Annotated in this window: 13 protein-coding genes and 1 pseudogene; 4 read left to right on the forward strand and 10 right to left on the reverse strand. The window is 71.7% G+C overall.

Going from position 1 to position 23849, the window contains the following annotated elements; all coding sequences use genetic code 11:
* Positions 1-119 precede the first annotated feature (119 nt).
* The 3 genes and pseudogenes from ABD378_RS37860 to ABD378_RS37870 all read left to right on the forward strand — a co-directional run bounded on the left by ABD378_RS37860 (position 120) and on the right by ABD378_RS37870 (position 5752).
* Positions 120-1001 (forward strand): annotated as a pseudogene (locus tag ABD378_RS37860) (integrase core domain-containing protein).
* Positions 1002-1163: 162 nt separating this feature from the next.
* The gene (locus ABD378_RS37865; protein WP_344528835.1) at positions 1164-1589 is read left to right on the forward strand and encodes an effector-associated constant component EACC1; all 426 of its coding nucleotides are present in this window, start codon (positions 1164-1166) and stop codon (positions 1587-1589) included.
* Complete coding sequence (locus tag ABD378_RS37870; protein WP_344528837.1) at positions 1589-5752, forward strand: caspase, EACC1-associated type; 4164 nt, start codon at positions 1589-1591, stop codon at positions 5750-5752. The genes ABD378_RS37865 and ABD378_RS37870 overlap by 1 nt, the downstream gene beginning before the upstream one ends.
* 819 nt (positions 5753-6571) lie before the next feature.
* Here the strand turns inward: ABD378_RS37870 and ABD378_RS37875 are convergent.
* Positions 6572-6703: a hypothetical protein gene (locus tag ABD378_RS37875; protein WP_344528839.1), complete on the reverse strand. Its 132-nt coding sequence runs from the start codon at positions 6701-6703 to the stop codon at positions 6572-6574.
* Between ABD378_RS37875 and ABD378_RS44265 the strand changes: the two genes are divergently transcribed.
* The gene (locus ABD378_RS44265; protein WP_386543093.1) at positions 6696-6992 is read left to right on the forward strand and encodes an integrase core domain-containing protein; all 297 of its coding nucleotides are present in this window, start codon (positions 6696-6698) and stop codon (positions 6990-6992) included. The two genes, ABD378_RS37875 and ABD378_RS44265, sit on opposite strands and share 8 nt — an antisense overlap.
* A 124-nt stretch (positions 6993-7116) precedes the next feature.
* Here ABD378_RS44265 and ABD378_RS37880 read toward each other — a convergent pair whose 3' ends face one another.
* From ABD378_RS37880 to ABD378_RS37920, 9 genes are all read right to left on the reverse strand, one after another.
* Entirely contained in the window at positions 7117-7905 is a 789-nt protein-coding gene (locus ABD378_RS37880; protein WP_344528841.1) for a thioesterase II family protein, read from the reverse strand.
* Positions 7902-8846 (reverse strand): ACP S-malonyltransferase, encoded by a 945-nt coding sequence (gene fabD / locus ABD378_RS37885; RefSeq protein WP_344528843.1) that lies wholly within the window; start codon positions 8844-8846, stop codon positions 7902-7904. The genes ABD378_RS37880 and fabD overlap by 4 nt, the downstream gene beginning before the upstream one ends.
* A complete protein-coding gene (locus ABD378_RS37890; RefSeq protein WP_344528845.1) occupies positions 8843-9445 on the reverse strand; it encodes a flavin reductase family protein in 603 nt (200 codons plus the stop codon). Before ABD378_RS37890 ends, fabD begins: the two co-directional genes overlap by 4 nt.
* Positions 9442-10497: a MupA/Atu3671 family FMN-dependent luciferase-like monooxygenase gene (locus ABD378_RS37895; protein WP_344528847.1), complete on the reverse strand. Its 1056-nt coding sequence runs from the start codon at positions 10495-10497 to the stop codon at positions 9442-9444. Before ABD378_RS37895 ends, ABD378_RS37890 begins: the two co-directional genes overlap by 4 nt.
* A gap of 68 nt (positions 10498-10565) precedes the next feature.
* Positions 10566-11843: an MFS transporter gene (locus tag ABD378_RS37900; RefSeq protein ID WP_344528849.1), complete on the reverse strand. Its 1278-nt coding sequence runs from the start codon at positions 11841-11843 to the stop codon at positions 10566-10568.
* An 87-nt stretch (positions 11844-11930) separates the two neighbouring features.
* Positions 11931-13484 carry an amino acid adenylation domain-containing protein gene (locus ABD378_RS37905; protein ID WP_344528852.1) on the reverse strand — a complete coding sequence of 518 codons (1554 nt, stop codon included), beginning with the start codon at positions 13482-13484 and terminating at the stop codon, positions 11931-11933.
* Positions 13481-17134 (reverse strand): beta-ketoacyl synthase N-terminal-like domain-containing protein, encoded by a 3654-nt coding sequence (locus tag ABD378_RS37910; RefSeq protein ID WP_344528854.1) that lies wholly within the window; start codon positions 17132-17134, stop codon positions 13481-13483. The genes ABD378_RS37905 and ABD378_RS37910 overlap by 4 nt, the downstream gene beginning before the upstream one ends.
* On the reverse strand, positions 17131-22062 hold the full coding sequence (locus ABD378_RS37915) for an amino acid adenylation domain-containing protein (RefSeq protein WP_344528856.1): 4932 nt from the start codon (positions 22060-22062) through the stop codon (positions 17131-17133). Before ABD378_RS37915 ends, ABD378_RS37910 begins: the two co-directional genes overlap by 4 nt.
* A gap of 121 nt (positions 22063-22183) precedes the next feature.
* Positions 22184-23849: non-ribosomal peptide synthetase (locus ABD378_RS37920; protein ID WP_344528858.1), on the reverse strand; the 1666-nt coding region annotated here is incomplete at its 5' end.

The following is a 23849-nucleotide window of genomic DNA, read 5'->3' on the forward strand; positions in this document are numbered from 1 at the left end:
GGCCGGTTCATCGAGACCAGCGGTATCGCCAGGTTGTGGTCGGGGAAGCTCTGCGCCGGCCGAAAGTGTCGTCCATGCAGCTCAGGAGCCTGGTCGGTAGTGCGGCAGGATGAGCACTCGTGTTGCTTCGTCTCGCCTACCTGACCGTCACCAACATGTTCGCCGCCCTGCGGCTACTACCGATGAACGACCGCGACAAGGACGCGGAGATCCTCGCCCTGCGCCACCAGCTCACCGTCCTTGAGCGACAGCTCGGTGCGGACCGGGTCGTTCGCTCCGGAGGACCGGGCGTTGCTCGCCGCTCTGCTGGCACCCCTGGCCCGCCATGTCCTGCGCCGGCTCCGTTTACTGGTCCGGCCCGATACCGTGCGGCGCTGGCACCGCGGCTTGGTGAAGCGGCGCCATGCCCGCCGGTTCCGGCCGAAGAGGCCGGGCCGACCGCGCACGATCCGCTCAATCCGTGTGCTGATCCTGCGCCTGGTCCAAGAGAACCCGTCCTGGGGCTACCGCAGGGTGCACGGCGAACTCGCCACCCTCGGCATCAAGGTCGCCGCCTCCACCATTTGGGAGATCCTCACCACCGAGGGCATCGACCCAGCGCCCGACCGGGCCGCCACCACTTGGGCCGACTTCCTGCGCTCCCAGGCCGACGCTCTCCTGGCCTGGCCCTCTTCGACGACATCCTGCGCAACGCCGGAATACAGATCGTACGCACCGGCGTCCGGATACCGCGCATGAACGCGATCATGGAACGCTGGGTCCAGACCTGCCGCCACGAACTGCTGGACCGCACCCTCGTCTCGAACGAGCGCCATCTGCGCCACGCACTGCGCCAGTTCGAACTGCACTACAACCTTCACCGGCCCCACCAGGCGATAGACCAGGCAGCACCCCAGCGCGCCGTCCCCGCACCACTCCCCCACGCACAAATCACCCAACTGAAAGTGCGCCGGAGAGACCGCCTCGGCGGAGTCCTCCACGAGCACCAATCAGCAGCGTGACCCGCTGCCGGCACCAGACGGGAAAAGACCAGGCCAAACCCCATGCACCAGTTTTGGAACCCCACAGGCGTATCCGATGAGCGACTTCTGCGTTTTATTCATCGTCAGTCCGGACGTGGTGCGCTTCACTACACTCGACGCGCACACAGTGAGGGAGGCTTGGTGCGCATCACCATCGTTTCTGCTGAGCAGGACGACACCGGCGTGGCGGTCGCCGATCTCTACGGCTGGCTGCGCGGCGACACGGAGTTCCGGCGTGAGGTGCGGGCGCTTCGTCTCCAGAACCGCGGCGAACCGGGCGCGATGGGCACGACGGACGTCATCGAGCTCGTGCTGGGGCAGGGATTCGCCGCGCTCAACCTTGCGGTGGCGTACGCGACCTGGCGTACGGCGCGTCCTTCCACGCCCGCGGTGACCATCGCCTTCCCCGGTGGGGCCTTGACGGTCCAGGACGGGAGCGAGGAGACCGTGCGGCGCATCGTCGAGGCGCTTCGCGCCGCCGAGCAAGGCGAGTCGGAGGCGGCGTCGCAGACGGCGGGTACCGCAGAAGCCCCACGTACAGCGGAAGGGACCGCGGAAGGCCAGTGATGCCCCTGCCCGATACCGCCACATCGCGGGCCGTCATCATTGGTGTCTCGGACTACACGGAACTCGACGCTCTGCCGGCCGTAGCCAACAACGTGGCCGACATGGGCGCCCTCTTCACCCACGGCGATCTTTGGGGCCTGCCCAAGGAGCACTGCACAACGCTTCTCAACCCCGCCACCGGCAGAGAGGTCCTGGAGGCGGTCTACAACGCCGCAGCCGAGACACGCGACACCTTCGTGCTCTATTTCGCCGGGCACGGCCTGCTCTCCCCCAACTCCGAGCTCTGCCTCGCACTGCCGGATACCCACCGCGACCGGCTCTACCGCGCCCTGGAATTCTCCAAGCTGCGGAACGTGATCTTGGACGCGGCCAGCGGGGCACGCAACAAGGTGGTCATAGTGGACTGCTGCTTCAGTGGTCGGGCGCTGGAGGGCCACATGGGCCCGGCGGTGGAGATGGCGGATCACTCCGAAGTCGACGGCTCCTACGTCATGACCGCCTCCGCGGAGAACAGACAGTCGCTGGCACCCCTGGGCGAGCGCTTCACTGCTTTCACGGGTGAACTGCTCAGGGTTCTGTCCGAGGGGATTTCCGACGGCCCGGAATTCCTGGACATGGAGAGCATCTACAGGTCCGTGCTGTGCGAGCTTCGGGCGAAGGGCCATCCCATTCCGCAGCAGCGGATCCGCAACGGCGGTCGTTCCATCACTCTCGTACGCAACCGGCAGGGACAACGGCTGCCCCTCCCTGCTGTACAGGAGCGCGTTGACCTACCGCCCGGCCACGCCGACGCCTTGCGCGGCACTCCCGCCGAACTGGCCGGTCATGCCGAGGACTTGCGCCATCGCGGAGCGGAGAAGCAAGCCGACCAGGTCCTCGCGGCCGCCGCGTCCCGCTGGCCCGTCCAGGAGGTCGCGGCCCTCTTGTTGCACTTGGAGAGAGCGGACCGGCGGGCGGAAGCCGGACACGTCTGCGCGGGCCTCGCCTTGCGGCAGGCATCCGACGCCGTCGGGTGCCTGCTCGTTCTGACCCGGCTGGGAGCCGACGCTCTGGCCGCCGAGGTGCTGTCCGGCCTATCGTGCCGAGAGTCGGCCCATGTGACGGCGAGCACCTTGCTGCTCGTGCGAGAGCAGCAGGAGGCCGCCGCGGTCCGGCTGGTCTCACTCGTACTGACCCGGCAGCAGCCGGTGGACGCGGCGCGGCTGATGGAGTCGCTGCAAGGGAAGGTCAGGAGTGGGCTCCTGTACCGGGCGTTCGACGCGATGTGGACGGAGCGCTCGGCGGAGGACATACTCACCGTCGCAGATCTGTTGCGAGCCGCCGGAGTGAAGGGCCTCGCCTTCCGCCTGTATCGGCGCCTGCCGGACGCCCTCGCCGCCGCGAAGTCTCAGCAGGAGATCGCCTTGCTCCTGCGGGAGATGGCGGACAGCGGCCACTTCGACGGCACCCGGGAACTCCTCGGATCCCTACTCAAGGGGGGACCCGCGCCACTCCACCAGGTGCGCTGGGCCTTCGCACTGCGGTCTCTCGATCTCGACTGGGCCGACGCGGCCGTCCTCGAGGCTGTGGGCCGGGCCACCCCCGAACAGGTGCTGGACGCCGCGGCACAACTGCGCCGTGATCACCCGGGCAGACTGCTGGATCTGTTCCTCTGGGCGAGCAAGGGGCGCGACCCCTCTGATGTCGTACGCTTCGCCGATGCCCTGCGGGATGTGGGACGTCCGCTGGACAGCCAGCAGTTGCTGGAGACCATCGCGAAGCGCGGGCCCGTCGTAGCCGGGCTACTCGTCGCTGCCCTCCGGGGTACACGGCACGGTGAGCCCGAGCGACTCCTCAAGTGGGTGGCGCGGCAGCCCGCTGTCTTCTCCGCAACCGCCGCCCTTACTCTCCGGGGCGCCGGGCTCTCGGAAGATGCCGTGCCCCTCGTCGCCGCCGCTCGGAACCGCCCGCAGAAGGAGGTGCTGGACGCGCTGGTGCCGCTCGCCGACGCCCTGGGCATCGATGTCCTGCACGCTGAAGTCACACCTCACGTGCCGTCGGCACGGCTCGAACCGCTGCTCAGCCACCTGTGGACGAACGACCGCCTGGCGGAGGCCGATCGACTGCTCGAACTGCTGGCAGAGGGGACGGGTACCGCCCTCGAAGACCTGCTGAGCGCCGCGGCCAATAGCCACAAGGGATGGTCGCAGCTGGTCGAACCCCTTTTCCCTGCCTTGGGACGGCTGACCGGCCCCGCCGTTGTCCGCGTGCTGCGTTGCTTCGTCGACAGACCGTCATGGCGGCGCGGGAAACTGCTGCTCGCCATCGGCAGGATGCTCTACCAAGCACCTGCTGAGGGACTGTCCGGACTGGTCCGTCATGTGCGCGAGCAAGGCGGGCGAGAGGCACTCGGTGTGCTCGACGTACTGATCCGGGAGCTGATCGCCGATCTTCCAGGGCCGGATGTCGGGCGCTTGTACGCGACGTTGACTCCCGTAGAGGGTATCGATGCGCAGGCACTGGCATGCGTGGCGGACCGGCTTGACTTCGTGGAAGTCCTCCAGGATTCGGCGGTTCCCGAAGCCGTCGTCACTCGCCTGTGGAAGCTGCGGGTCCAACGGGTCGGACAGGCACAGACGTGGCGGGAACAAGGGCGGGACGCTGACGCGGTGCGGGCCTGGGAGGAGTGGTCTTCGCTGGGCAGCGCGCGGCATCCCCCTGGCCATCGCATGGCCCCGGAACGACTGCGGCAGGCAGGGCGCGAACTGTCCCCTGCGTCGTTGTCCGAGCTTCTGACCCTCCTGGAAACCACGTCCGGCGCGGCAGCAGACATGGAGGCCGTATTCCTGGGACTGAGTTCACGTCAAGACTCGGACGTACAAGTAGCGCGCCTCGTACAGGCGCTCCATACTGCGAGGCAGCAGCACCGGATCAGGCATCTGAGCAGTTGGATGGCTGAGCAGAACCCGCCCTGGCTGGTAGCCCGGATGGTGCGCTCGTTGCGTGACCTCGGCATTGGAGAGACCGCCGAGGGGCTGCTGGACCGCTTCGACAGAAACCGAGACAGGCACGACCCCGGCCCCACAGCAATCCGTTCTCCCCGCTCGTCGGAGTCTGCCACTCTGCCCCAGCTCTCCGTGCCGTCACGGGGCGGGGGCGTTGAGCCAGTGAGGAACGAACACGAAGGGCTCTCTGAGCAGGAGCCTCCGACACCTTCGCTCGCGCCGCTCCCGGTCCCGTCCAATGACGACGCCACACGAACAGACTCACGCGAGGACACTGCGCTGGCCGCCGGCCACGATGCTCCTGGTGGCGGGAAGACCGCGCCGAAGGGTGTGCCGTGGCGTGCGCTGTCAGTGGCGGTCGCAAGCGTTGTCGGGGTAGGCCTGGGGCTGGAATTACTGCTGGTTCCCCGGGGCTCCGAGAGTCCGGCGGGTCATAGAGCCTCACCGACGTCTTCGTCGGCCTCACCGTCCCTCACCCCGCTGCCCAGCCAGCCAGCTGCCGATGACGTGGCCGACATCGGGAGCCAGCCGGTCAACACAGCGGCAATCATGAGGCTGAGGGCCTGCACCGGCGCCGACATCACCGTGCGGCTCACCTCGGTTGTCAACAGCTACGTCGACGAGGACCCGCACCTGAAACTATCGGTGAGGGCGGACGCCGGTGTCGGCGACGCGTTGCCTTGCCGGATCAACCTCAGCCGTACCGATGCCTACCTCATGGTGACCCAAGCCGGGGACTCCGCGGAGATATGGAGGTCATCTGCCTGTGCGTCCGGCCATAACAGGCAGCGCTGGGTACAGCTTGGGCGCGGCAAGCCCGTCGCCGTCGACTTCCACTGGGACCGCAGGCCCACCACCAAGGGCTGCGACCAGGCTGGCCCAGCATCCTCCGGCACCTACCTGGCCGAGGCGCTTGTGCTGAATGAGAAGGCGAAATCGAGCTTCGTCCTGGAACAAGAAGAGGCCACCACACCATCAGAGACGCCGTCGCCCACCCGATCCGCGTCCACGGCCTTCAGCGGCTCAGGCGGCGGCACCATCAGCGGCGGCGCAAACGACGAGAAGTCCGCCACGCCAAGCCAGAGCGCCTCTGATCAGCCGACAGAGACCGCCGAACCGACCAACACCAACAGCGAGGGAGGCGACGGCGGCATCTTCGGTGGCCCCGACGGTGGATGAGCGAGCCGGACAGTGTCGGGCAGGGCGAGTTCCCCGAGAGCCGTGGCGCCGGACGTAGGTCGTCAAACCCGACGCTGAGCAGCAACCGCATCCCTCCATGCCGTAGCCGACGCCCCAGGCATCCGAGCTCCGCGCTGCTGATGTGGGTCGGTGGCCGGCACGGCCCGGAGATTGGCGATCAAGACCGTGACCTGGGCGGATGATTTATCAGCGCCCACACTATTGATGACACCGCTCCGCAGGTCAGTCGATCTCACCACTCTCTCGCAGAAGGTCGGGATCGGCATGTGGTGCCGTTGAGGAGCCCGTCCGGCGCTCGACAGGGACGCTAACCCTATGGGTGCCCGAAACTCGGCTATACCTGCTGACCTGGCCCTGCGGTCAAGGCCAAGCGTGGCGAGACCCTGAGGCATGGCTCTGCGACTGCTGTACCTGGCCTTCACTCCCGGAGGATGAGCGGAATCGCGGCGCCGAATCGACGTGCTGCATGGAACCAGTGACCTCCTGCTGAGTTACGAGGCCCGCCCACAAGCGCCAGCAGGGAGCGTCACCACCCGCTCGACATTCCGCGGCCCGTACACGGTGCGGGAACAAGCAGTCCACACGCACGGCGCCCAACAGCAGAATCATCGCGTCAGCGCCGCAGACTGATCCTTACCCGCAGCAAGTGGCCACATCAGCTAACTGGCCACACAGGCCTCGGGCCTCGCACTCGACGACCGTCGGCACCGTCGCCGGGGCAGAAACCACTCAACAGACCCCGGGGGGCCTGGCGTTGGGGCGAGGTGAACCACGCGACATGCGAAACCTCCGGGACCGTCACGTGCGCGAGATGGCGTCGGTGACCCGGTCCGTGCCGTCGTAGAGGTTCTCGGTCATCAACGGGACGTTGTTGTCCGCCGCTACGTGTACAAGTGCTCTGCGCACTTCGCCCGCTGGGTAGATGCCCATCCAGGTCCTGCTCACTCCGGTCCAGGCACCACAGGCAAACGCGTACATCGAACGCTGGATTGGCGGATGCCGCCGCGAACTCCTCGACCGCACACTGATCGTCAACGAACGACACCTGCGCAACGTACTGGCCACATACGAAACGCACTGCAACACCCACCGCCCACACCGCGCCCTCCACCAAGCAACACCCCTGCGACCACTCCCCGACCTCATAGCACCAGAAGCCAAAGTCATCCGCCGTGATCTAATCGGCGGGGCCACTCACGAATGCACGCAGGTCGCGTAGGGCGGCCAAGTTTCCGGCACCCACAGGCCGGGCGGCGGGGTGGCGGGGCGGGGGTGACGAAGCTCATTTGCGATGGCGTGGTTCTCCTCTCGGCCTCCAACATCGCGATCCGGCAGCCCGTGATTCACCAACTGGCCGTTCCTGGCAGGGCCGTGTCGATTTCCTCCACGATCTGGGCGACGACCGCGTCGGCCAGGCCGTCGAAGTAGAAGTGCGCGCCCGCGAAGAGGTGCTGCCCGATGAGCTGGTCCGCTCCCGCGGCCCACTCCATCAAGTGGCCGGGGGTGACCACCGCGTCGTCCTCGCCGCCGAAGAGCGAGCAGGGGACGGCGATGCGGTCCGCGCCCGCCCGGCGGGGATGCCACTCGCCGACCACCTGGAAGTCGGCGCGCAGCCGCGGCTCGTACAGCTGCCAGATGTCGTCGTCCTCGATGATGGCCGGGGGCAGTCCGCCCATGGCCGCGAGGGCGTCCCGCAGCTGCGGTGACGGCAGGGTGTACAGGGGTGGGCCGGCGTCGGCGGCCGGCTCGAAGGGGGCCTCGCAGGAGGAGATGCCGAGCCATGCGGGTTCCGGCAGGAAGCGTTCGGCGAGCTGCTGTGTCATCTCGTACGCGATGAGGGCGCCCATGCTGTGTCCGAAGAGCGCGAACGGCACGTCCAGTCGCGGCGCCACGGCATCCAGAAAATGGGCGGACAGCCCCGGGGCGGTGGCGTGGGCGGGCAGCTGGCTCAGGGATCCGCGGCCGGGCGCCTCCAGAAGGCAGATGTCCCAGGAGGCCGGGAAGCGCGGAGCCCAGTCCCGGTAGGCGAGATGCGAGCCGCCCGCGTGGTGCAGCAGGAACAGCCGCAGCTCCGGGTCGTCGACCGGGCGTGGGCGGATCACAGAGGCGGCTGTGGTGGCGAGTTCGGTCATGCCCTGTCCTTGTCTGCGGTGGCTGCGGTGGCCGCGGTGGAGCGGGGTGCGGTGGCGATGTGCAGGGAAGTGGGGCGGGCGGCCCCGGCCGCGCCGTGGGCCGAGCTGCGGATGGCGCGCAGCAAGCGGGTGAGGACCGTGCCGACTCCGATCTCCTTGAACTCCGTGCCGTGGCCGTCAAGTTGTTCGACGGTCCGCTGCCAGAGCACCGGGTGGTCGATCTGGTCCCGCATCAGCTCGATCAGGGAATCGGCGGTGTACGGCCGCGCGGTCCGGTTGGCGAGGACGGGGAACGCCGGGGCGGCGAGGGCGGTGGCGCGCAGCACCGGGGCGAAGGCGGCCGCCGCCGGAGTCATATGGCGGGTGTGGAAGGGGCCGCTCACGTTCAGCTCACGGACGCTGCGGGCGCCCGAGCCGCGCAGCAGGGTGGCCGCCGCCGTCAGTTTCGCCAGCGGTCCGGCAATGATCGTCTGGTCGGCGGTGTTGAGATTGGCCACCTCGACCGACTCGAGCCCGGCACGGCGGAGCAGCAGTCGGATCACCGCCTCGTCCATGCCGCTCACGGCGGACATGCCACCGTCGGTGATCGCGGCCATGGCCCGCGCCCTGGCCGTCACGAGCCGCAGCCCGTCCGCGAAGCCGAAGACCCCGGCCGCCGCGAGGGCGTTGTACTCGCCCAGGCTGTGGCCGATGGCCACGTCCGGGGCGATTTCTTCGGTCAGGGCAGCCGCGTACGCAAGGGAGTTGACGACGTACACGGCGGGCTGGGTGAACTCCGTGTGGGCCAGCCTGCCTTCGGGGTCGTCGAGGCAGAGCTCCCGGATCGAGTAGCCGAGGACGTCATCGGCCTGCGCCGTCTTCTCGGGGAAGCGGTCGAACAGGTCCTTTCCCATGCCGAGGTGCTGTGCGCCCTGGCCGGGGAACATGAAGACACGGGTCACGGGCGCTCCTTGCGCGGGGCGAATCGACTGTCGGAGAAGAGCAGCGCTGGCCGGTCGGAGAGCACACCGAAGGACTCGGCCCGGCCGAGCAGCAGGGTGTGGTCGCCCGCGGGGTGAGCGTCCTCGACCGCGCAGTCGAAGTAGGCGACGCCATCGAGGAGTACGGGTGCGCCGGAGTACGGTGCCGCGCTCCAGGGCCGTCCGCCGAAGGCCTCGCGTCCCACCGGGCGGGCCGGGTCGGCGAACCAACGGGCGTCGCCCTCCTGCCGGTCGGAGAGCACGGTGACCGCGAACCTCCAGCCGTTCAGGACGTGGTCGTGCAGCCGGGAACTGCGGCCCAGCGAGACGAGGACCAGCAGCGGGTCCATCGACACGGTGGTGAAGGAGTTCACGGTAGTGCCGTGCGGCTGCCCGTCGACGACGGTGCTGACCACCGTGACACCGGTGGGGAACCGGCCCGCCGTCTGCCGGAAGGCCCGCCGCGCGGCTCCGGCGTCCGGGTGTGCGGCCCTTGCCGTGAGGGCCGGGGGCGCGGCCGGCTGCCGTGTGTTGTCGAGGAGTTCGTCCGCTCCGGTCAGGAGCTCCCCCGCCCCGCTCATGCGCTCAGCTTCTTCAGCGCGTCGAGCAGCGGAAGGCCGTCGAGGACGACCTTCGTGGGCAGCCCGAAGTCGATGAGGCAGGCGATCTCGTCGACACCGAGGCCTTTGAGCCGCTCGACGACCCGGGCCGCCTTGGGCACGGTGCCGAGCAACCCGCCGTCGTCGTAATAGCGGTCGAAGGCCCGGTCCACCAGGAAGTCCAGGTCCTTCTCGCGGAGCTTGGCCGGATCGAGGCGCCGCGCACCGGTGTGGGCCCCTGAACCGAGGAGCAGCCCCACCGAGGTGCGCAGGTAGTCCCGCAGCGGCTCTTGGACCAGGTCCCGGGCGGTGTCCTCGTCGTCGTGCAGATAGGTGTGGACCATCACCACGACGTGGCCCCGCCAGCCGTCGGCGTCGGGGCGGGCGGCCACGGCCTCGCGATAGGCGGTGATCTTCGTGGCAAGCTCGTCGATGTCCTGGCCGAGCAGATGCGTCAGGACGCCGGCGCCCAGCGTGCCGGCGTTGCGGAAGGTCTCGATGCCACCCGCGCTGGTGATCCACACCGGCAGCTCGCGCTGCACGGCACGCGGATAGGACCGCACCCGCTGCGTCCTGCCGGTGCCGTCGACGACCTCCGCCTCCTCGCCGCGCCACAGCCCGCGGACCTGCCGCACGGTGTCGAGGAGGACCTCACGACGGTTCTCGTACGACTCCGGGCGCAGCGCGAAGTCCGTCGCGTGCCAGCCCGAGGCGAAGGCGAGTCCGACCCGGCCGCCGGAGATGTTGTCGACGACCGACCACTCCTCGGCGATCCGCAGCGGATGGTGCAGCGGTGCGACGACGCTGCCCGCGCGGACCGCGACCCGTCTTGTGGCCGCGGCGATGGCGGCGCCGGTCACCGCGGGGTTGGGGTAGAGCCCCCCGAAGGGGTGGAAGTGCCGCTCTGGCGTCCATACGGCGGTGAAGTCGTGCTCATCGGCGAAGCGCGCTCCGTCGAGGACCAGGTCGTAGCGGCTGCCGCCGTCGCCGGGCGCGGTGCTGTCGTTGCCGAAGTAGAACAGGCTGAAGTCCATGTGTGTCTCTCTGACGGTCCATCTGGCGGACGGGAGGCGGGGTGGATGTCGTTCCTGGGAGCAGGAGTTCAGGCCTGGGCCGACCCCGCGGGCTCGGCCGCTCGTTGCTCCGGCTGCGGGTGCGCCCGAGTGCGGGCCGCCCAGGCCCCGACCGCGGGGAAGGCGAGACCGCCGGCGAGCACCACGGCCCCGAAAAGCAGCCAGCCCGGCCAGCCCCAGCCGATGATCACGGCGGTGGTGAGGGCCGGAGTGACGGCAGCGCCCACCCGCTGCGCGAGATTGAAGAGCCCCTGGTACTGCCCGTGTGCGTCTTCGGGAGCCAGGTCGTAGGAGAGCGCCCAGGACCCCGCCGAGTGCAGCATCTCTCCGCATACGTGGACGAAGGCGCCGGCGATCAGACAGACGGCCGCGACCCAGGCGGGCTGCCCGGCGGACAGGGCGAAACAGGCGCAGGCGACGGCGAGCAGGATGCCGGATCTGCGGAGGGCGCGTGTTCCACCGCGTACGTCCTCGGCACCCTTGCTCATCCGTACCTGGAACAGCACGCACATCGCGGTGTTGATGAAGATGATCCCGGCGTACAGCGAGGCCGGAGCGTCGGTGCGGTGGACGATCCAGATGGGCAGGGCCACGGTGAGCAGCGCGTCGGTGCCGAGCACAAGGACCGCGTTGAGCGCCGCCACGGTCAGGTACGGGACGTCACGCAGCACATGCCGCCGGTCCACGCCGTCCTTGGCCGCGGCCGCCGCCTTGGTGTGCGGCAGCGGCAGGCACATCAGGCCAGCGACGACGAACAGGGCGCCGCTGCCGAGCAGCAGCACGGTGTAGAGCGCCGCGGAGTGGGCGGCGAGCGCCGCGCCGCCGAGCAGGGTGCCGAGCGAGAGCCCGACGTTGATGACCGACTGCAGATAGGCGCGGGCGCGTACCCGCTCGGCGGCAGGAAGGGCCTCCGCGATCAGTGCGCCGCGGGCGGCCGCCCCCGCGGCGTCCATCATCGAGGCGAGGGCGACGACGGCCAGGAAGCCGGTGAAGCCGCCGACGAAGGCGTAGCCGCAGACCACCACGCCCTGCACGACGCCGAACACCACGGAGGTGTTGCGGGAGCCGAGCCGGTCCGACAGCTGCCCTGCCGGGATGCTCACCACCATCGCGAGGACGGCGGCGACGGTGAGCCCGAGGCCCACGCGCTCCGCCGGGATGCCCACGGAGCGGATGAAGAACAGCACGCTGACGGAGAGCAGGAAGCCGTTGGCGACCGTCCGGGCCAGATTGCTCGCGGCGAGGACGCGCACCACACCGGGCGGGGGCTTGAGATCTCGGAGGATCGTGGGGATCGGGAGCGACATCGGACTTCCTGAACTTCTCGTAGAGACCGGATGGTTGGAGGCTGCGGATCGGGCGTGACGCGGACCGGGTGCTAGGAGAACCGGGTGCTAGGAGAACCGCTGCCGCAGCGCGGGGCGGTCGATCTTCCCGTTGGGGTTGAGCGGCATGGCGGCCAGCTGCTCGAAGCGGCGCGGCACCATGTGCACGGGCACCTGCTTGCGCAGCCAGAGCATGACGTCGGTGGGTTTCACCGGCTCGCCCGTGTAGCAGCCGACCAGCTCCGTCTCGTCGCGGCCCGGTACGGCCACCACCACGGCGTCGGCCAGCGCCGGGTGGCGGCGCAGCGCGGACTCGATCTCGCCGAGCTCGATGCGGTAGCCGCGCACCTTCACCTGGTTGTCGAGGCGCCCGAGGTGCGTCAGGGTGCCGTTCTCCCGGCGGACGCGGTCGCCGGTGCGGTAGTAGTGCGCGGGGGTGAGCGGGCCCTCGCCCCGGTAGACCTCGGCCGGGTGGTCGCCGGCCGGGTCGTAGGAGAGGAAGCGGCCCGCGTCGTCGGCCGGGTCGAGATAGCCGTCGAAGCGCTGCGAGCCGCGGATGCACAGCTCGCCCTCCTCGGCGGGGCGGCCCGACTCGTCGAGGACGACATGGTCGAGGAAGCCGTAGACGGGGCCGATGGGCACGGTCCCGTTGGACGAGTCGGGCCAGTCGTCCGGGTCCTCGGGGAGCCTGAACTCCGTGCAGGCCACGGTGAGTTCGGTGGGGCCGTAGACGTTCTCGATCCGCGCCTTGGGTGCCGCCGCCCGCCACAGCCGGGCCTGGCGGTCGGTGAGCTGCTCACCGATGAAGATGCCGTAGCGCAGCTGGGTCGCCTCGCCCGCGGGCAGGTTGCCGAGGCCCGCCGTCACGGACACCACCGAAGGCACCGAGAACCAATGGGTGAGGGACCGTTCGACTACGTACTCGACCGGCTTGAGCAGTTCGATGCGCTGCGGCACGACGAGGGTGGCGCCGCCGCCCCAAGTGACGAAGAGGTCGAAGACCGACGGGTCGAAGGTGAGGTCGAAGGTGTGCGAGACCCGGCAGCCGGGGCCGACCTCGAAGCGTTCGATGTTGTGGGCGATGTACGGCGCGAGATTGCGGTGCTTGACCGGTACGCCCTTGGGCCGCCCCGTGGAGCCGGAGGTGAACAGGACGTACGCGATGTCGTCGGGTGTGGCGGTACGCGGCGGCAGTACCCCCTGCGCGTACGGCAGCCCGGCCGTCGTTTCGTGGTCGAGCCGGACCACGGTGAGCCCCGACTGCCCCTGTGCTGCCTCCAGTTGGGAAGCGCCAGCGTCGTCCATCACGAGGACGTCGGCGCGGGCGAGCTCGCACACGGCACGGTTGCGGCGGGCCGGGTAGCCCGGGTTGAGCGGGGTCACCGTGGCGCCGAGGCGCTGCGCGGCGAGATAGCCCGCGAAGGCGGTGAGGCTGCGCGAGGCCAGCAGGGCGACCCTGGCGGGGGGCTTGCCGTGCGCCTCGACGAGTGCGGCGGCGACCGCGCAGGACCGTTCGTCGAGCTGCCGGTAGGTGAGGGTTTGGCCCTTCACCTCCAGGGCGGGCTCCTCGGGGTAACGGTCCACGGAGCTCGCGAACCAGTCGTACAGCGTGCGGTCGTTCATCGGGTTCCTTGCGTGCTGGGGGTGCCTTGCGGGGCGTCTTCGCCCAGTGCCACGTGGCCGAGGAGCTCCGCGTAGCCGCTGCGGCGCCGCGCGGCGAAGTCGAGGCTGCGCAGCAGGAGTTCGCCGGTGGGCCGGGGGTCGTGGCCGCCGCGGCTGAGCCAGGACTGCCAGGCCTTGGCCTCGATCCGGGCGGCGCCGAGGGCGAACCGGCCCATGGCGCGCGGGGCGAGCGGGTCGAGCGTCTCGTTCTCGTGGTCCAGGGCGCGCAGCGCGATGTCGCGCTGCCACTGGCGCTCGGTGACGGTGGACGTCGGGCGGTCCGCGGCCGCGAGCAGCTCGAAGAGTCGCTGTGCGGTCACGGTGTCCTCGCCGACCAGGTGGTAGGCGCGGCCCTCCGACACCGGGGAGAGGGCTAGTTCGGCGATGGCGCGGGCCGCGAGATCGACCGGGCTCACGGCCAGCGGACGCTCGTCCCTCGGGTGCGCCCCGACGGCCAGGGCGCCGGCGAGCAGCCGCCACAGCGGGTGGTCGGGATCGCAGGCGCCGGAGGCGGCGCTGCCGAGCAGCAGCCCGGTACGGAACACCCGGACCCGCATGCCGTCCTGTTCGGCCCGCCCCAGAAGGCGCTCACCGACCCAGGCGGCGACGGCCCCGCCGTGCATGCCGGGGCGCAGCGGCTGTTCCCGGGTCTCCTCGACGTGGCCCTCGGCGCCGAGTCCGGCGCCGCAGGCGCTGAGGGTGGAGAGCAGGGTGATGTCGTCGATGCCGTGGCCGCGCATCCAGGTGAGCAGCGCGGCGAACGGCAGGACGGTGTCGTCGCGCAGCTCCTCGTACGGTCCTGTGAGCCCGAACGGTGCGGGCGTGTGCACCACCCGGGCCACCCCGGCCGGGAGTTGAGCGGCCACCGGCCCGGCGAACAGCCCGGCGAGCCCGGCCGGTCCTGCGAGCAGCAACGGCACCCGTGCGGGGTCGGGGGCCGGTAGCGCACAGGCCTCGGCCCGCGCCCTGAGCAGCTCCCGGCCCTCGGCCTCGCCGGCCACGGGCAGCACACAGTGCACGCGGCCCTCGCCCGACCTCAGCAGCTCGTGCAGTACGAAGGTGTCGAGGAAACCGGTGGCGCCGGTCAGCAGGGTGTCCCCGGCAGCCGTGGCCCCGGTTCCGATTCCGGTATCGGGGTGCACCTCGCCCAGGGGGAGGCGGAGGTCGGCGTCGACCAGGTCGGCCTCGGTGGCCGGGGCCGGTGCCGCACTGGGGCGGGCGGCCGTGGCTTCGGCGGTGTCCGGTGCGCTTGTGAGGCCGCGTACGATCTGGGCCGTTCTGCGCGCGGTGGCCTGGGCCCCGCCCACCCGGTAGACGTTCACGGCGACGCCGAACTGTCGCTGTACGCCTGCCTCCACGCGCATCGCGGTGAGGGAGTCACCGCCCAGCTCGCTGAACTGCTCATCCGGTCCGAGGTCGGTGCGGCCGAAGATCTGCCGCCACAGCTCGAGGAGCGCGCGCAGTACGGAGTCGCCCTCGTCCGGCACCTCGTCTCCCGGCACCTCGTCTCCCGGCGCGGCGACGGCTGCGGGGGCGGTCTCCACGGTCCGCGCGGGGGGCGCGGCCGGCGGGGGCAGGTGGTCGAGGGCCCAGTAGCGGCCGCGCGTGAAGGGGTAGGTGGGCAGGGCGAGCCGCTGTCCGCGGCCGTCCGCGAGGGCTGCCCAGTCGACCTCGATGCCATGCAGCCAGGCGGCGGTGACGGCCGCGTCCAGTCGGTCGGCGAGCGGGGGCCTGAAGCCGGGATTGCCGCCGTCGGGGTCTGCGGGGTTGCCGTCGGGGTCTTCCAGCGGCAGGACGTGGTCGATCTCCGTGCCGTCGAGGGCCTGGTGGCCTGCGTGCCCGTCCACCCCCGGGCCGATCAGGATCGTGAACCTACCTGCCGGCACGGCCAGTTCGTCTCCGGTGACCATGACGACCTCGGCACGTCCGCCGAACGCGGTGTGCAGGCGGGTGAGGACGGGCCGGGCCACCGCGGCCGGTGCCGAGACCACCAGCTGTACCCGGCGCAGTGCCTTCGGCGCGGGCTCGGCGGGAGCGCGCAGGGCATCGGCGAGCAGGGTGCGGTCGTCGGCCGGGCGCACGGTCACCACGCGGCGGTGAGCCTGGCCGGTGCGGCCGACCCGCAGGGTGTGGGCCACATCGGCGACCGGCAGGGCCGGGTCCTGCTCCAGGGCATCGGCCAGGTTCCGTGCCACCGCATCGAGTTCGGCCTCGTCGCGGGCCGACAGGACGAGCCTGGCCTGCTCGCGCTCGGGGGCCGGGGCGCGGGTCGGGGCGGGTGGCGGACCGATGACCGCGGTGGCGTTGGTGCCGCCGAGGCCCATGGAGTTGACCAGGGTGTAGGGGGCTCCGTCGGCGGCGGCGCCCGCGTCCCGGGAGATCGTGAAGGGGCTTTCGGCGAGCACGCCGGGGTTGCGCGGGCGCTCGAAGAGCGGGTGCGGCGGGAGCCGGCCGGTGCGGGCCACCTGGATCGCCTTGATCAGCCCGGCGATACCGGCCGCGGGCCCGCAGTGCCCGATGTTGGCTTTGACGGAGCCGAGGGCGCAGTACCCGGTGAGCGCCGGCCCGGCACCGGCCCGCAGACCCGCGGTCAGTCCGCGCAGCTCGATCTGGTCGCCCAGCGGAGTACCGGAACCATGAGCCTCGACATAACGCAGCTGGTCGCCGCGGACCCCGGCCACATCGAGGGCCGCAGCCACGACGTCGGCGAGCCCCGCGGGGCTGGGGGCGGTGAAGCCGGAGCGGTTGGAGCCGTCGTTGCCGACTGCGGTGCCCCGCACGACGGCGAGCACGGGGTCGCCGTCGCGCTGGGCGTCGGCGAGCCGGCGCAGCACCACCACTCCGACGCCCGAGCTGAAGGACGTACCGGTCGAGCGGGCATCGAACGGCCGGCAGTAGCCGTCCTTCGAGGAGAGCGCGCCCACCTGGTGGCGGTAGCCGAGCATCGGCTCATTGACCGAGGCGCCGCCCGCGAGGGCCATGTCGCACTCGCCGGACAGCAGGCTGAGAACCGCGTAGTGCACTGCGGTCAGCGAGGACGAGCAGGCGGTCTGCACACCGATGGACGGTCCGCGCAACCCCAGCTTGTACGCGACCCGGGACGGCAGGAAGTCGCCGAGCCCGCCCAGGTGCAGGGCCACGTCGTCGACAGCCGCGATGACACCGCCGGCCAGCGCTCGGGAAGTCTGCAAGGCCGCGAGGTAGGTGCTGGGGCTGCCGCCCGCGAAGACGCCGGTGACCAGGCTGTCGCCGATCGGCGGGTGGCCCGCGGACTCCAGGGCCTGCCAGCAGGCCTCCAGGAAAATGCGCTGCTGGGGGTCGGTGGCCTCGGCCTCGGAGGGCGAGTAGCCGAAGAAGTCGGCGGCGAACTCCGCGGCGCCCGGGATGCCGGCCGCCCGCTTCACGTACTCGGACGAGGCGAGCAGCTCTTCGCTCAGGCCCGCCGCGCGCAGCCGGTCGGGATCGAGGTCCCGGATCGCGACCTGACCGGTCGCGATGTTCTGCCAGAACTCGTGCGGGCTCCAGGCGTCGGGGAAGCGGCAGCCGACGCCTATGACGGCTATCGCCCCGTCCATCGCCCCGTCGTCGTTCAAGTCGGCGGTGGGGCTCATGCGGAGCCCTCCGGCGAGGCAGTGCGACGGTTGCGGCCGATGAGGCCGGAACGGCCCCGGCCCACGCCGGTCTCCGGCTGCTGCGGGGCGGGGGCGGCGGCAGCGGTGGCGCTGCCGAGGAGGAAAGCCACCTGGGCCTCCACCGTGCTGTGCTCGAAGAGGTCGGCGGCTTCGAGCTCACCCCCGGTGAGCTCGCCGAGCCGGTCCAGGAGCACGATGAGCAGCAGCGAATCCCCGCCTGCCTCGAAGAAGTTGACGTCGCGCGGCGCCTCGGGCACATCGAGCACCTCGCTCCAGGCGTCGGCCACCAGGTCGGCGAGCTCGTCCGCGGTGCGCGGGGCGTCGGTCTTCGGCTGGGAAACGGTGTCGAGCACAGGGGCCTCCGGATCGTTGGACAGGTCGCGGGCGGCCCGCGCCAGGTCGGCAAGTAGCTCGTCGACGGTCGGTCCGTCGAACAGAGCGGTGAGATGGACAAGGGAGAAGACAAGGCCGTCCGCGCCGCCGGTGACGGTCAACTCCAGCTCGTACTTGGCCTTCAGCCGAGGCGGGACCACATAGCGGGCCCCTGCCGCACCGCTGAGCCGCGGCGGCTGCGGCGCTTCGTCGACGGCGTTCAGATACACCGGGGTGACGGGCGGCCTGCTCAGATCGCGGTCCGGGTGCAGCGCGGCGGCCAGCGCGTCGAAGGGCGTGTCCGCGTACCGGTACGCGGTGAGCGCCGACTCCCGCACTCGGGCGAGGAGTTCACGCCAGGTCGGTCCGTCCGCCAGATCCGCCCGTACGAGCAGCGTGTTGACGAACATGCCGACCGCTTCGGCACGCCCGGCGCCGTCGCGGCCCGCCCAGGGGAACGCGAACAGGAAGTCCCGCTGGCCGGAGCGCCGGGCCAGAGCGGCCGCGAGGAGGGTGGCCGCGGCCATGAAGGTGGTGCAGCGCTGTTCCGCCGCGATCTCCCTGATCCGCTGCGGGAGTTCACCGGTCAGCCGTGCCTCGCGGTGGTCCGCGTCGGTCGACTGCGTCTTGGTACGCGCCCGGTCGTGCGGCAGCTCGATATCGGTGGGCGCCCCGCGCAGGGCGGCGAGCAGCCTCTCCGTCCCGTCCGTGATCGCGCCCGCGCCGTCCGTGGGCACCGCGGCCGGGTGGCCCGGCTCCGGGAGGAGGAGCGGCACGCCCGTGGTCAGAGCCCGGTAGGTCTGCGCGATGTCCCGCATGACCAGCTCCAGGGACCAGCCGTCGGAGACGATGTGATGGACGCCGTACACCAGCAGTGTGCGGTCGTCGGCCACTGCGATCACCGAGCCGCGCGCCGGTGCGTCGGCGGCGAGGTCGAACGGCGTCCAGCACAGCTCGCCGATGCGCGCATCGAGCTCGGCCTCCGCCCAGCCGGTGCCGTCTTCCAGGACGACTTCGGGGACCGGCCCGTCCGTGCGGTAGACGATCTTGCGGGCCTTGGCATCGAGCGCGAAGCGGGAGCGCAGGCCCGGGTGCCGGGCGAGCGTACGGGCGAAGGCTTCGCGCAGGGCCTCGCGGTCCACGGCGCCGGTGAACTCGACGACGCTGGGGGCGAGATACGCCGTGCGCTGGGCGGGCAGCCGGTCCATGAACCAGAGCCGCTGTTGTACGGGAGTAGCCGGGTGCGGGCCCTGAGCGTCCCACTCGGCGGCGGTACGCGCCATGTGCTGTTTCCGGTCCCGGCCCTCCGCTGTCTCCTGCGTCTCCTGCGTCTCCGCCAGGCAGCGGGCCAGCCCGGCCACGGTCGGCTCGGCGAGGAAGGCCCGCAGCGAAACGGCCGTGCCCCCTTGCCGTTCGGCCTCGGCCAGCAACCGGACGGCGAGCAGCGAGTGTCCGCCCAGGGTGAAGAAGTCCGCGTCGGGGCCGAGGGATTCCGGGTCGGGTGCGGGGGTGAGCACGGATACGAGAAGGGCGGCCGCCCGGCGCTGCGCCGGGGTGAGTGCGGCGGTGGGGGCGGCGTGCGGCAGCGGCCGGTCGCGCAGCCTGGCCAGGGCCGCGAAGTCGACCTTGTCGTTGACCGTGCGGGGCAGGGCGGCCACGGCGTAGATCTCGGCGGGCAGGACGGCGGCGGGCAGCCAGCGCAGCAGCGGGCGGACCACCTCCTCGCGGGTCGGGCGTGCGTCGCCGACCCGGTACTCGTCGGCGAGTTCGACGTACGCGGTGAGCGCGGGCGGCGATCCCACCGCGTGCACGGCCGCGGCCGCGACGGCCGGGTTCTCCTCGATGAGGCGGGTGACCTCGCCCGGCTCGATGCGATTGCCGAGGATCTTGACCTGGTCGTCGGCCCGGCCGAGATAGCCGAGGCTGCCGTCCGCGCGCAGCACCACGCGGTCGCCGGTGCGGTACATCCGGGCGCCGGGTGCGCCGAACAGGTCGGGCAGGAAGGCCTGTTCGGTGAGGCCGGGCCGATTCAGATAGCCCAGCGCCACACCGGCGCCCGCCACGTACAGCTCGCCCGGGACGGTCGGCGGCAGCTCCTCGCCGTGCGGCCCGAGCACATAGGCGCGGGTGCCGGGCAGCGGCACACCGATCGCGGGGGCCCGGTCGTCGGCGGGGTCGACCACGGCGTAAGTGCTGTTGCAGGACGCCTCGGTGGGGCCGTAGACATTACGGACCGCGGTGCCCCAGCGGCGTACGCACGCCGTGGCCAGCCTGCGCGGGAGGGCCTCGCCTCCGGAGTAGAGGACGCGCAGGGTGGTGGCGGCCGCTGCGGCAGTGGTGCACCCCTCGTCGGCCTCCAGCATGGCGTGCAGCAGGCTGGGCGTCAGCGATCCGTCGACGGTCGCACCCTCGGGCCCCCGGACCAGGCGGAGCAGGGCGCGCGGGTCGCGCCGCTCCACGTCGTCGGCGACGATCAGGCGGGCGCCGGCCAGCAGGGCCTCCACGACGTTGAAGGCGGCGGGGTCGAAGGCGGTGCCCGCGGTGAGCAGCAGCCGGTCGTCCGGGCCGAGCCCGCAGTCCCGGCCCCACCACTGCGCGGTGTTGAGCAGCCCACGGTGCGGGACGAGTACACCCTTGGGGCGGCCGGTGGTGCCGGAGGTGTAGATCACCGCGGCGGGGTCGTCACCGACTGGCTGCTCACCGGCGAACGGCAGCAACTCGCCGTCCTGTGAGCGTAGTTCGTCGAGCAGTACCGGCTTGGCACCGGTGCCGAGGCCGGCGAGGAGGTCGGCGCCCTCCGCACAGACCAGCACCACTTGGGCCGCGGTCTCGCCGAGGATGAACTCGATGCGCGCGGCCGGGGTGTCCATGGCCAGCGGCACGAACGCCGCCCCGGCCCGCAGCACCCCGAGCCACCCGGCGACCAGGGCAGCGCCCCGTGCCGAGAGCACCGGCACCAGGTCTCCCCGCCCGACGCCATGCGCCCGAAGCTGCCCGGCCACGGTCCGCGACCAGGCATCGAGCTCGCCCCAGGTGAGATTCCGTCCCGCACAGGTGACGGCGACGGCGTCCGGGGCGGCGGTGGCGAGGCGCTGTTCGAGCAGGGGCAGCACGGTCAGGGCGCCGGTTCCGCGTGCGGAGGGCCCGGCGCCGGTCAGTACCCCGTACGGCAGCTCCCCCGACGCCCGCCGGGTCACCGGGAGTTCACGCAGCCGCGACTCCGGGTCGGCGACGGCCGCGGTCAGCAGGGCACGGTAGCTCTCGGCGACGTGGGCGGCGGTCTCGGCCCGGTAGCGGTCGGTGGCGTACTCGATGGTGGCGGAGAGACCGCCGTCGGGCGCGTACTCGAGGATCAGGGACAGGTCCTGTTTGGCGGTGCCGGTGGGGAGCAGGACCGGTGGGTGCCAGGGGTGGCGGCCCCCGGGGTCGGCGGCCGGTGCGTTCTGGAGCACGAATCCCACGTCGGCGAGGTTGCCCCGGACCGCGGCGGTCAGCCGGTCGAACGGGAGCCTCTGATGGGCCAGGACCCGGAAGGCCTCGCCGCGCGACGCCGTGCACAGCTCGGCGAAGGTGGCCTCGGGGTCGGGTGCGCAGTGCAGCGGAACGCTGTTGACGAAGAAGCCGACGAGGCCCTCCACCGCGGGGTGCGGCCGGTTGGCCGCGACCGTGCCGAGCAGGAACTCACGCCGCCCGGTCCAGCGCTGCACCACGGCCTGGAAGGCGGCGAACAGCACGACGAACGGGGTGACCTTGAGCCGCTTGGCCAGGGCGTCGGCCGCTGCCGAGAGCTCCGCGTCGAGCGCGAACCGGTGCTGCTCGCCGCGGCGGTCGCCCTCGGCGGTGCGGCGGCGTGGCGGGCAGGGACCGAGTTCAAGCTCGCCGACCGCCCCGGCGAGCCGCGCGGCCCGTTCGCGGACGCGGGCCTCCAGCGCGGGGTCGTCGGCGACCGCACGGTCCCAGACCGCGAAGTCCGCGTACTGCACCGGCAGTTCGGGCAGGACCGGCCGAGCGCCCGTGAGCGCCTGCCGGTACGCGTCGGCGAGGTCGCCGTAGAGCGCGCCGAGGGACCAGCCGTCGATCGCGATGTGGTGGACGGTGAGCAGCATGGTGCCGGACCCGTCGCCCTCCTGCCACACCGTGCAGCGCAGCGGCGGCCCGGCGTCGAGGGCGAAGGGCGCGCGGGCCTCCCGGGCCAGCTCCGGATCGCCCGGCGGCCCCGACTCGATGACGGTCAGGGGTACGCGGACGGAGCCGGGCTCGGCCATGTGCTGGACCGCGGCCCCGTCACGTACCGCATAGCTCGTACGCAGCACCTCGTGCCGCGCGACGACCGCGGCCAGGGCCGCGGTGAGCGCCGGGACGCTGATGCGCTTGCGCCAGCGGCTCAGGAGCGGCACGTTGTAGACCGCGGAGTCGGGTGCTGCCTGGTGGATGAACCAGAGCCGCTCCTGCGCGGGCGACAGCGGCGCGACGGTGGCCGCGAGGCGCTGGGGTGCCGGGGGCACGGCAGGGGAGGACGGGCGCGGCTGCGCCATCGGGGGTTCCTTCCTCAAGTGGTGCACCACGTGGTGCGTCAAGCAGTGGGCTACGTCAGCGGGTTGGGCCGGGCACGCATCGTGCGGAGGGCCGGGGCAGACGGGGGTTTGACGACAGGGCCTAGACCCGCACCCCGGCGGCCCGGATCTGCCCGGCCAGCTCCGCCAGGTCCGCGGCGAGCAGGATGTCGGTGGGGTCGAGCGGTGTGCCGAGCAGTTCGCTGAGCCGGAACGCGGCCTGGGTGGCCACGATCGAGTTGCCGCCGAGGCTGATGAAATCGTCGGACGCGGACACGTCCGGGGTGCCGAGGAGTTCGGCCCAGACCCCGGCGATACGAGCCTCGACCGGGTCGACCGCGAGCGGGGCGGCCGGGAGCGCGTCGGCAGGGACCGCGTCGGCGGACCGTCCGGCCGGGCCGGGGCGCTGCTCCTGGGCCGAGGCGAACGCGCCGATCAGCTCTCCGATGTGCCGCCGGTCGGCCTTGCCCGTGGAGCCGAGCGGGAGCGTGTCCAGGGTCAGCCACTGGGCGGGGACCATGTAGGAGGGCAGCTGTCCGCCGAGCCGCCGGGCGAGTTCGGCGGTGACGTCCACGCCGGGTGCCGGGGCCAGACAGGCGCCGGCCAGCTTGGCCGATGGCCCCTCGCCGATCTTCTCCACGAACGCGGCCTCGGTCAGGCCGGTGGCGACGGCGGCCCCCTCGATCTCCTCCAGCTCGATCCGGAAGCCGCGCAGTTTCACCTGGCGGTCGACCCGGCCGATGAATTCGTAAGCCCCGTCGGGCAGTTGGCGGGCCAGGTCGCCGGTGCGGTAGATGGTGCCGCGGGTGCCGTCGGATGCCGCGTACGGAACGAAGGACCGGGCGGTGCGCTCCGGCTGCCCGAGGTAGCCGGTGGCCACTCCGGGCCCGCCGACGCAGAGTTCGCCCACGCCGCCCGGGGCGACGGGGGTGAGCGCGTCGTCGAGGACGTGGATCTCCGCCGCCCGCACGGGATGGCCGATGGGAACGCGGGTCCGGTCGGCCAGGGATGCCTCGGTGCAGTCGAAGTACGTGGCGAGGACGGTGGTCTCGGTGGGCCCGTACACATTGACCAGGCGTCCGGGCGGCCCCTCGGCCAGCACCCGGCGGACCGCCGGGAGCTCCAGCTGTTCGCCACCGACAAAGAGCAGCCGCAGCGAACCGAGCGCCCCTGGGGCCTCCCTGGCCACCATGTGGAACAGCGAGGTGGTCAGCAGCATTGCGCTGATGCCCTCGTCGCGGATCAGCGCGGTCCAGCGCTGCAGGTCGACATCGACCACGGAGGGCAGCACCACCAGCGTGGCGCCTGCGGTGAGGGCGCCCCAGACCTCCCAAGTGGCGGCGTCGAAGGCGGTGTTGGCGACGCTGCCGACCCGGTCGTCGGCGTGCAGGTCGCCATGGACGGGCGCGGTCACCAGGTCGCGGACGGCACGGTGCGGGACGAGCACGCCCTTGGGGACGCCCGTGGAGCCCGAGGTGTAGCCGACGCAGCAGGGGGACTCCTCGTCCACCCGCACATCGGGGGCCGGGGTGTCGGCCCGGACCGCCTCCGGCACGGTGAACCGCGGAACGGCGGGGTCGGCGTCGAGCGGGCGGGAGCGCAGGGCCGGGCCCTCGCCGACGATGATGGCGCCGACCCCCGCTTCCTTGAGCACGGTCGCGGCCCGGTCGGCCGGGGCGTGTCCGTCGAGCGGGAGGTAGGCGGCGCCGGCCCGTGCGATGCCCAGCAACGCGACGGCGAGCTCGGCGCCGCGGTCCACGTCGACGGCG

The organism is Streptomyces rectiviolaceus (assembly GCF_039533825.1).
GTDB lineage: Bacteria > Actinomycetota > Actinomycetes > Streptomycetales > Streptomycetaceae > Streptomyces > Streptomyces rectiviolaceus.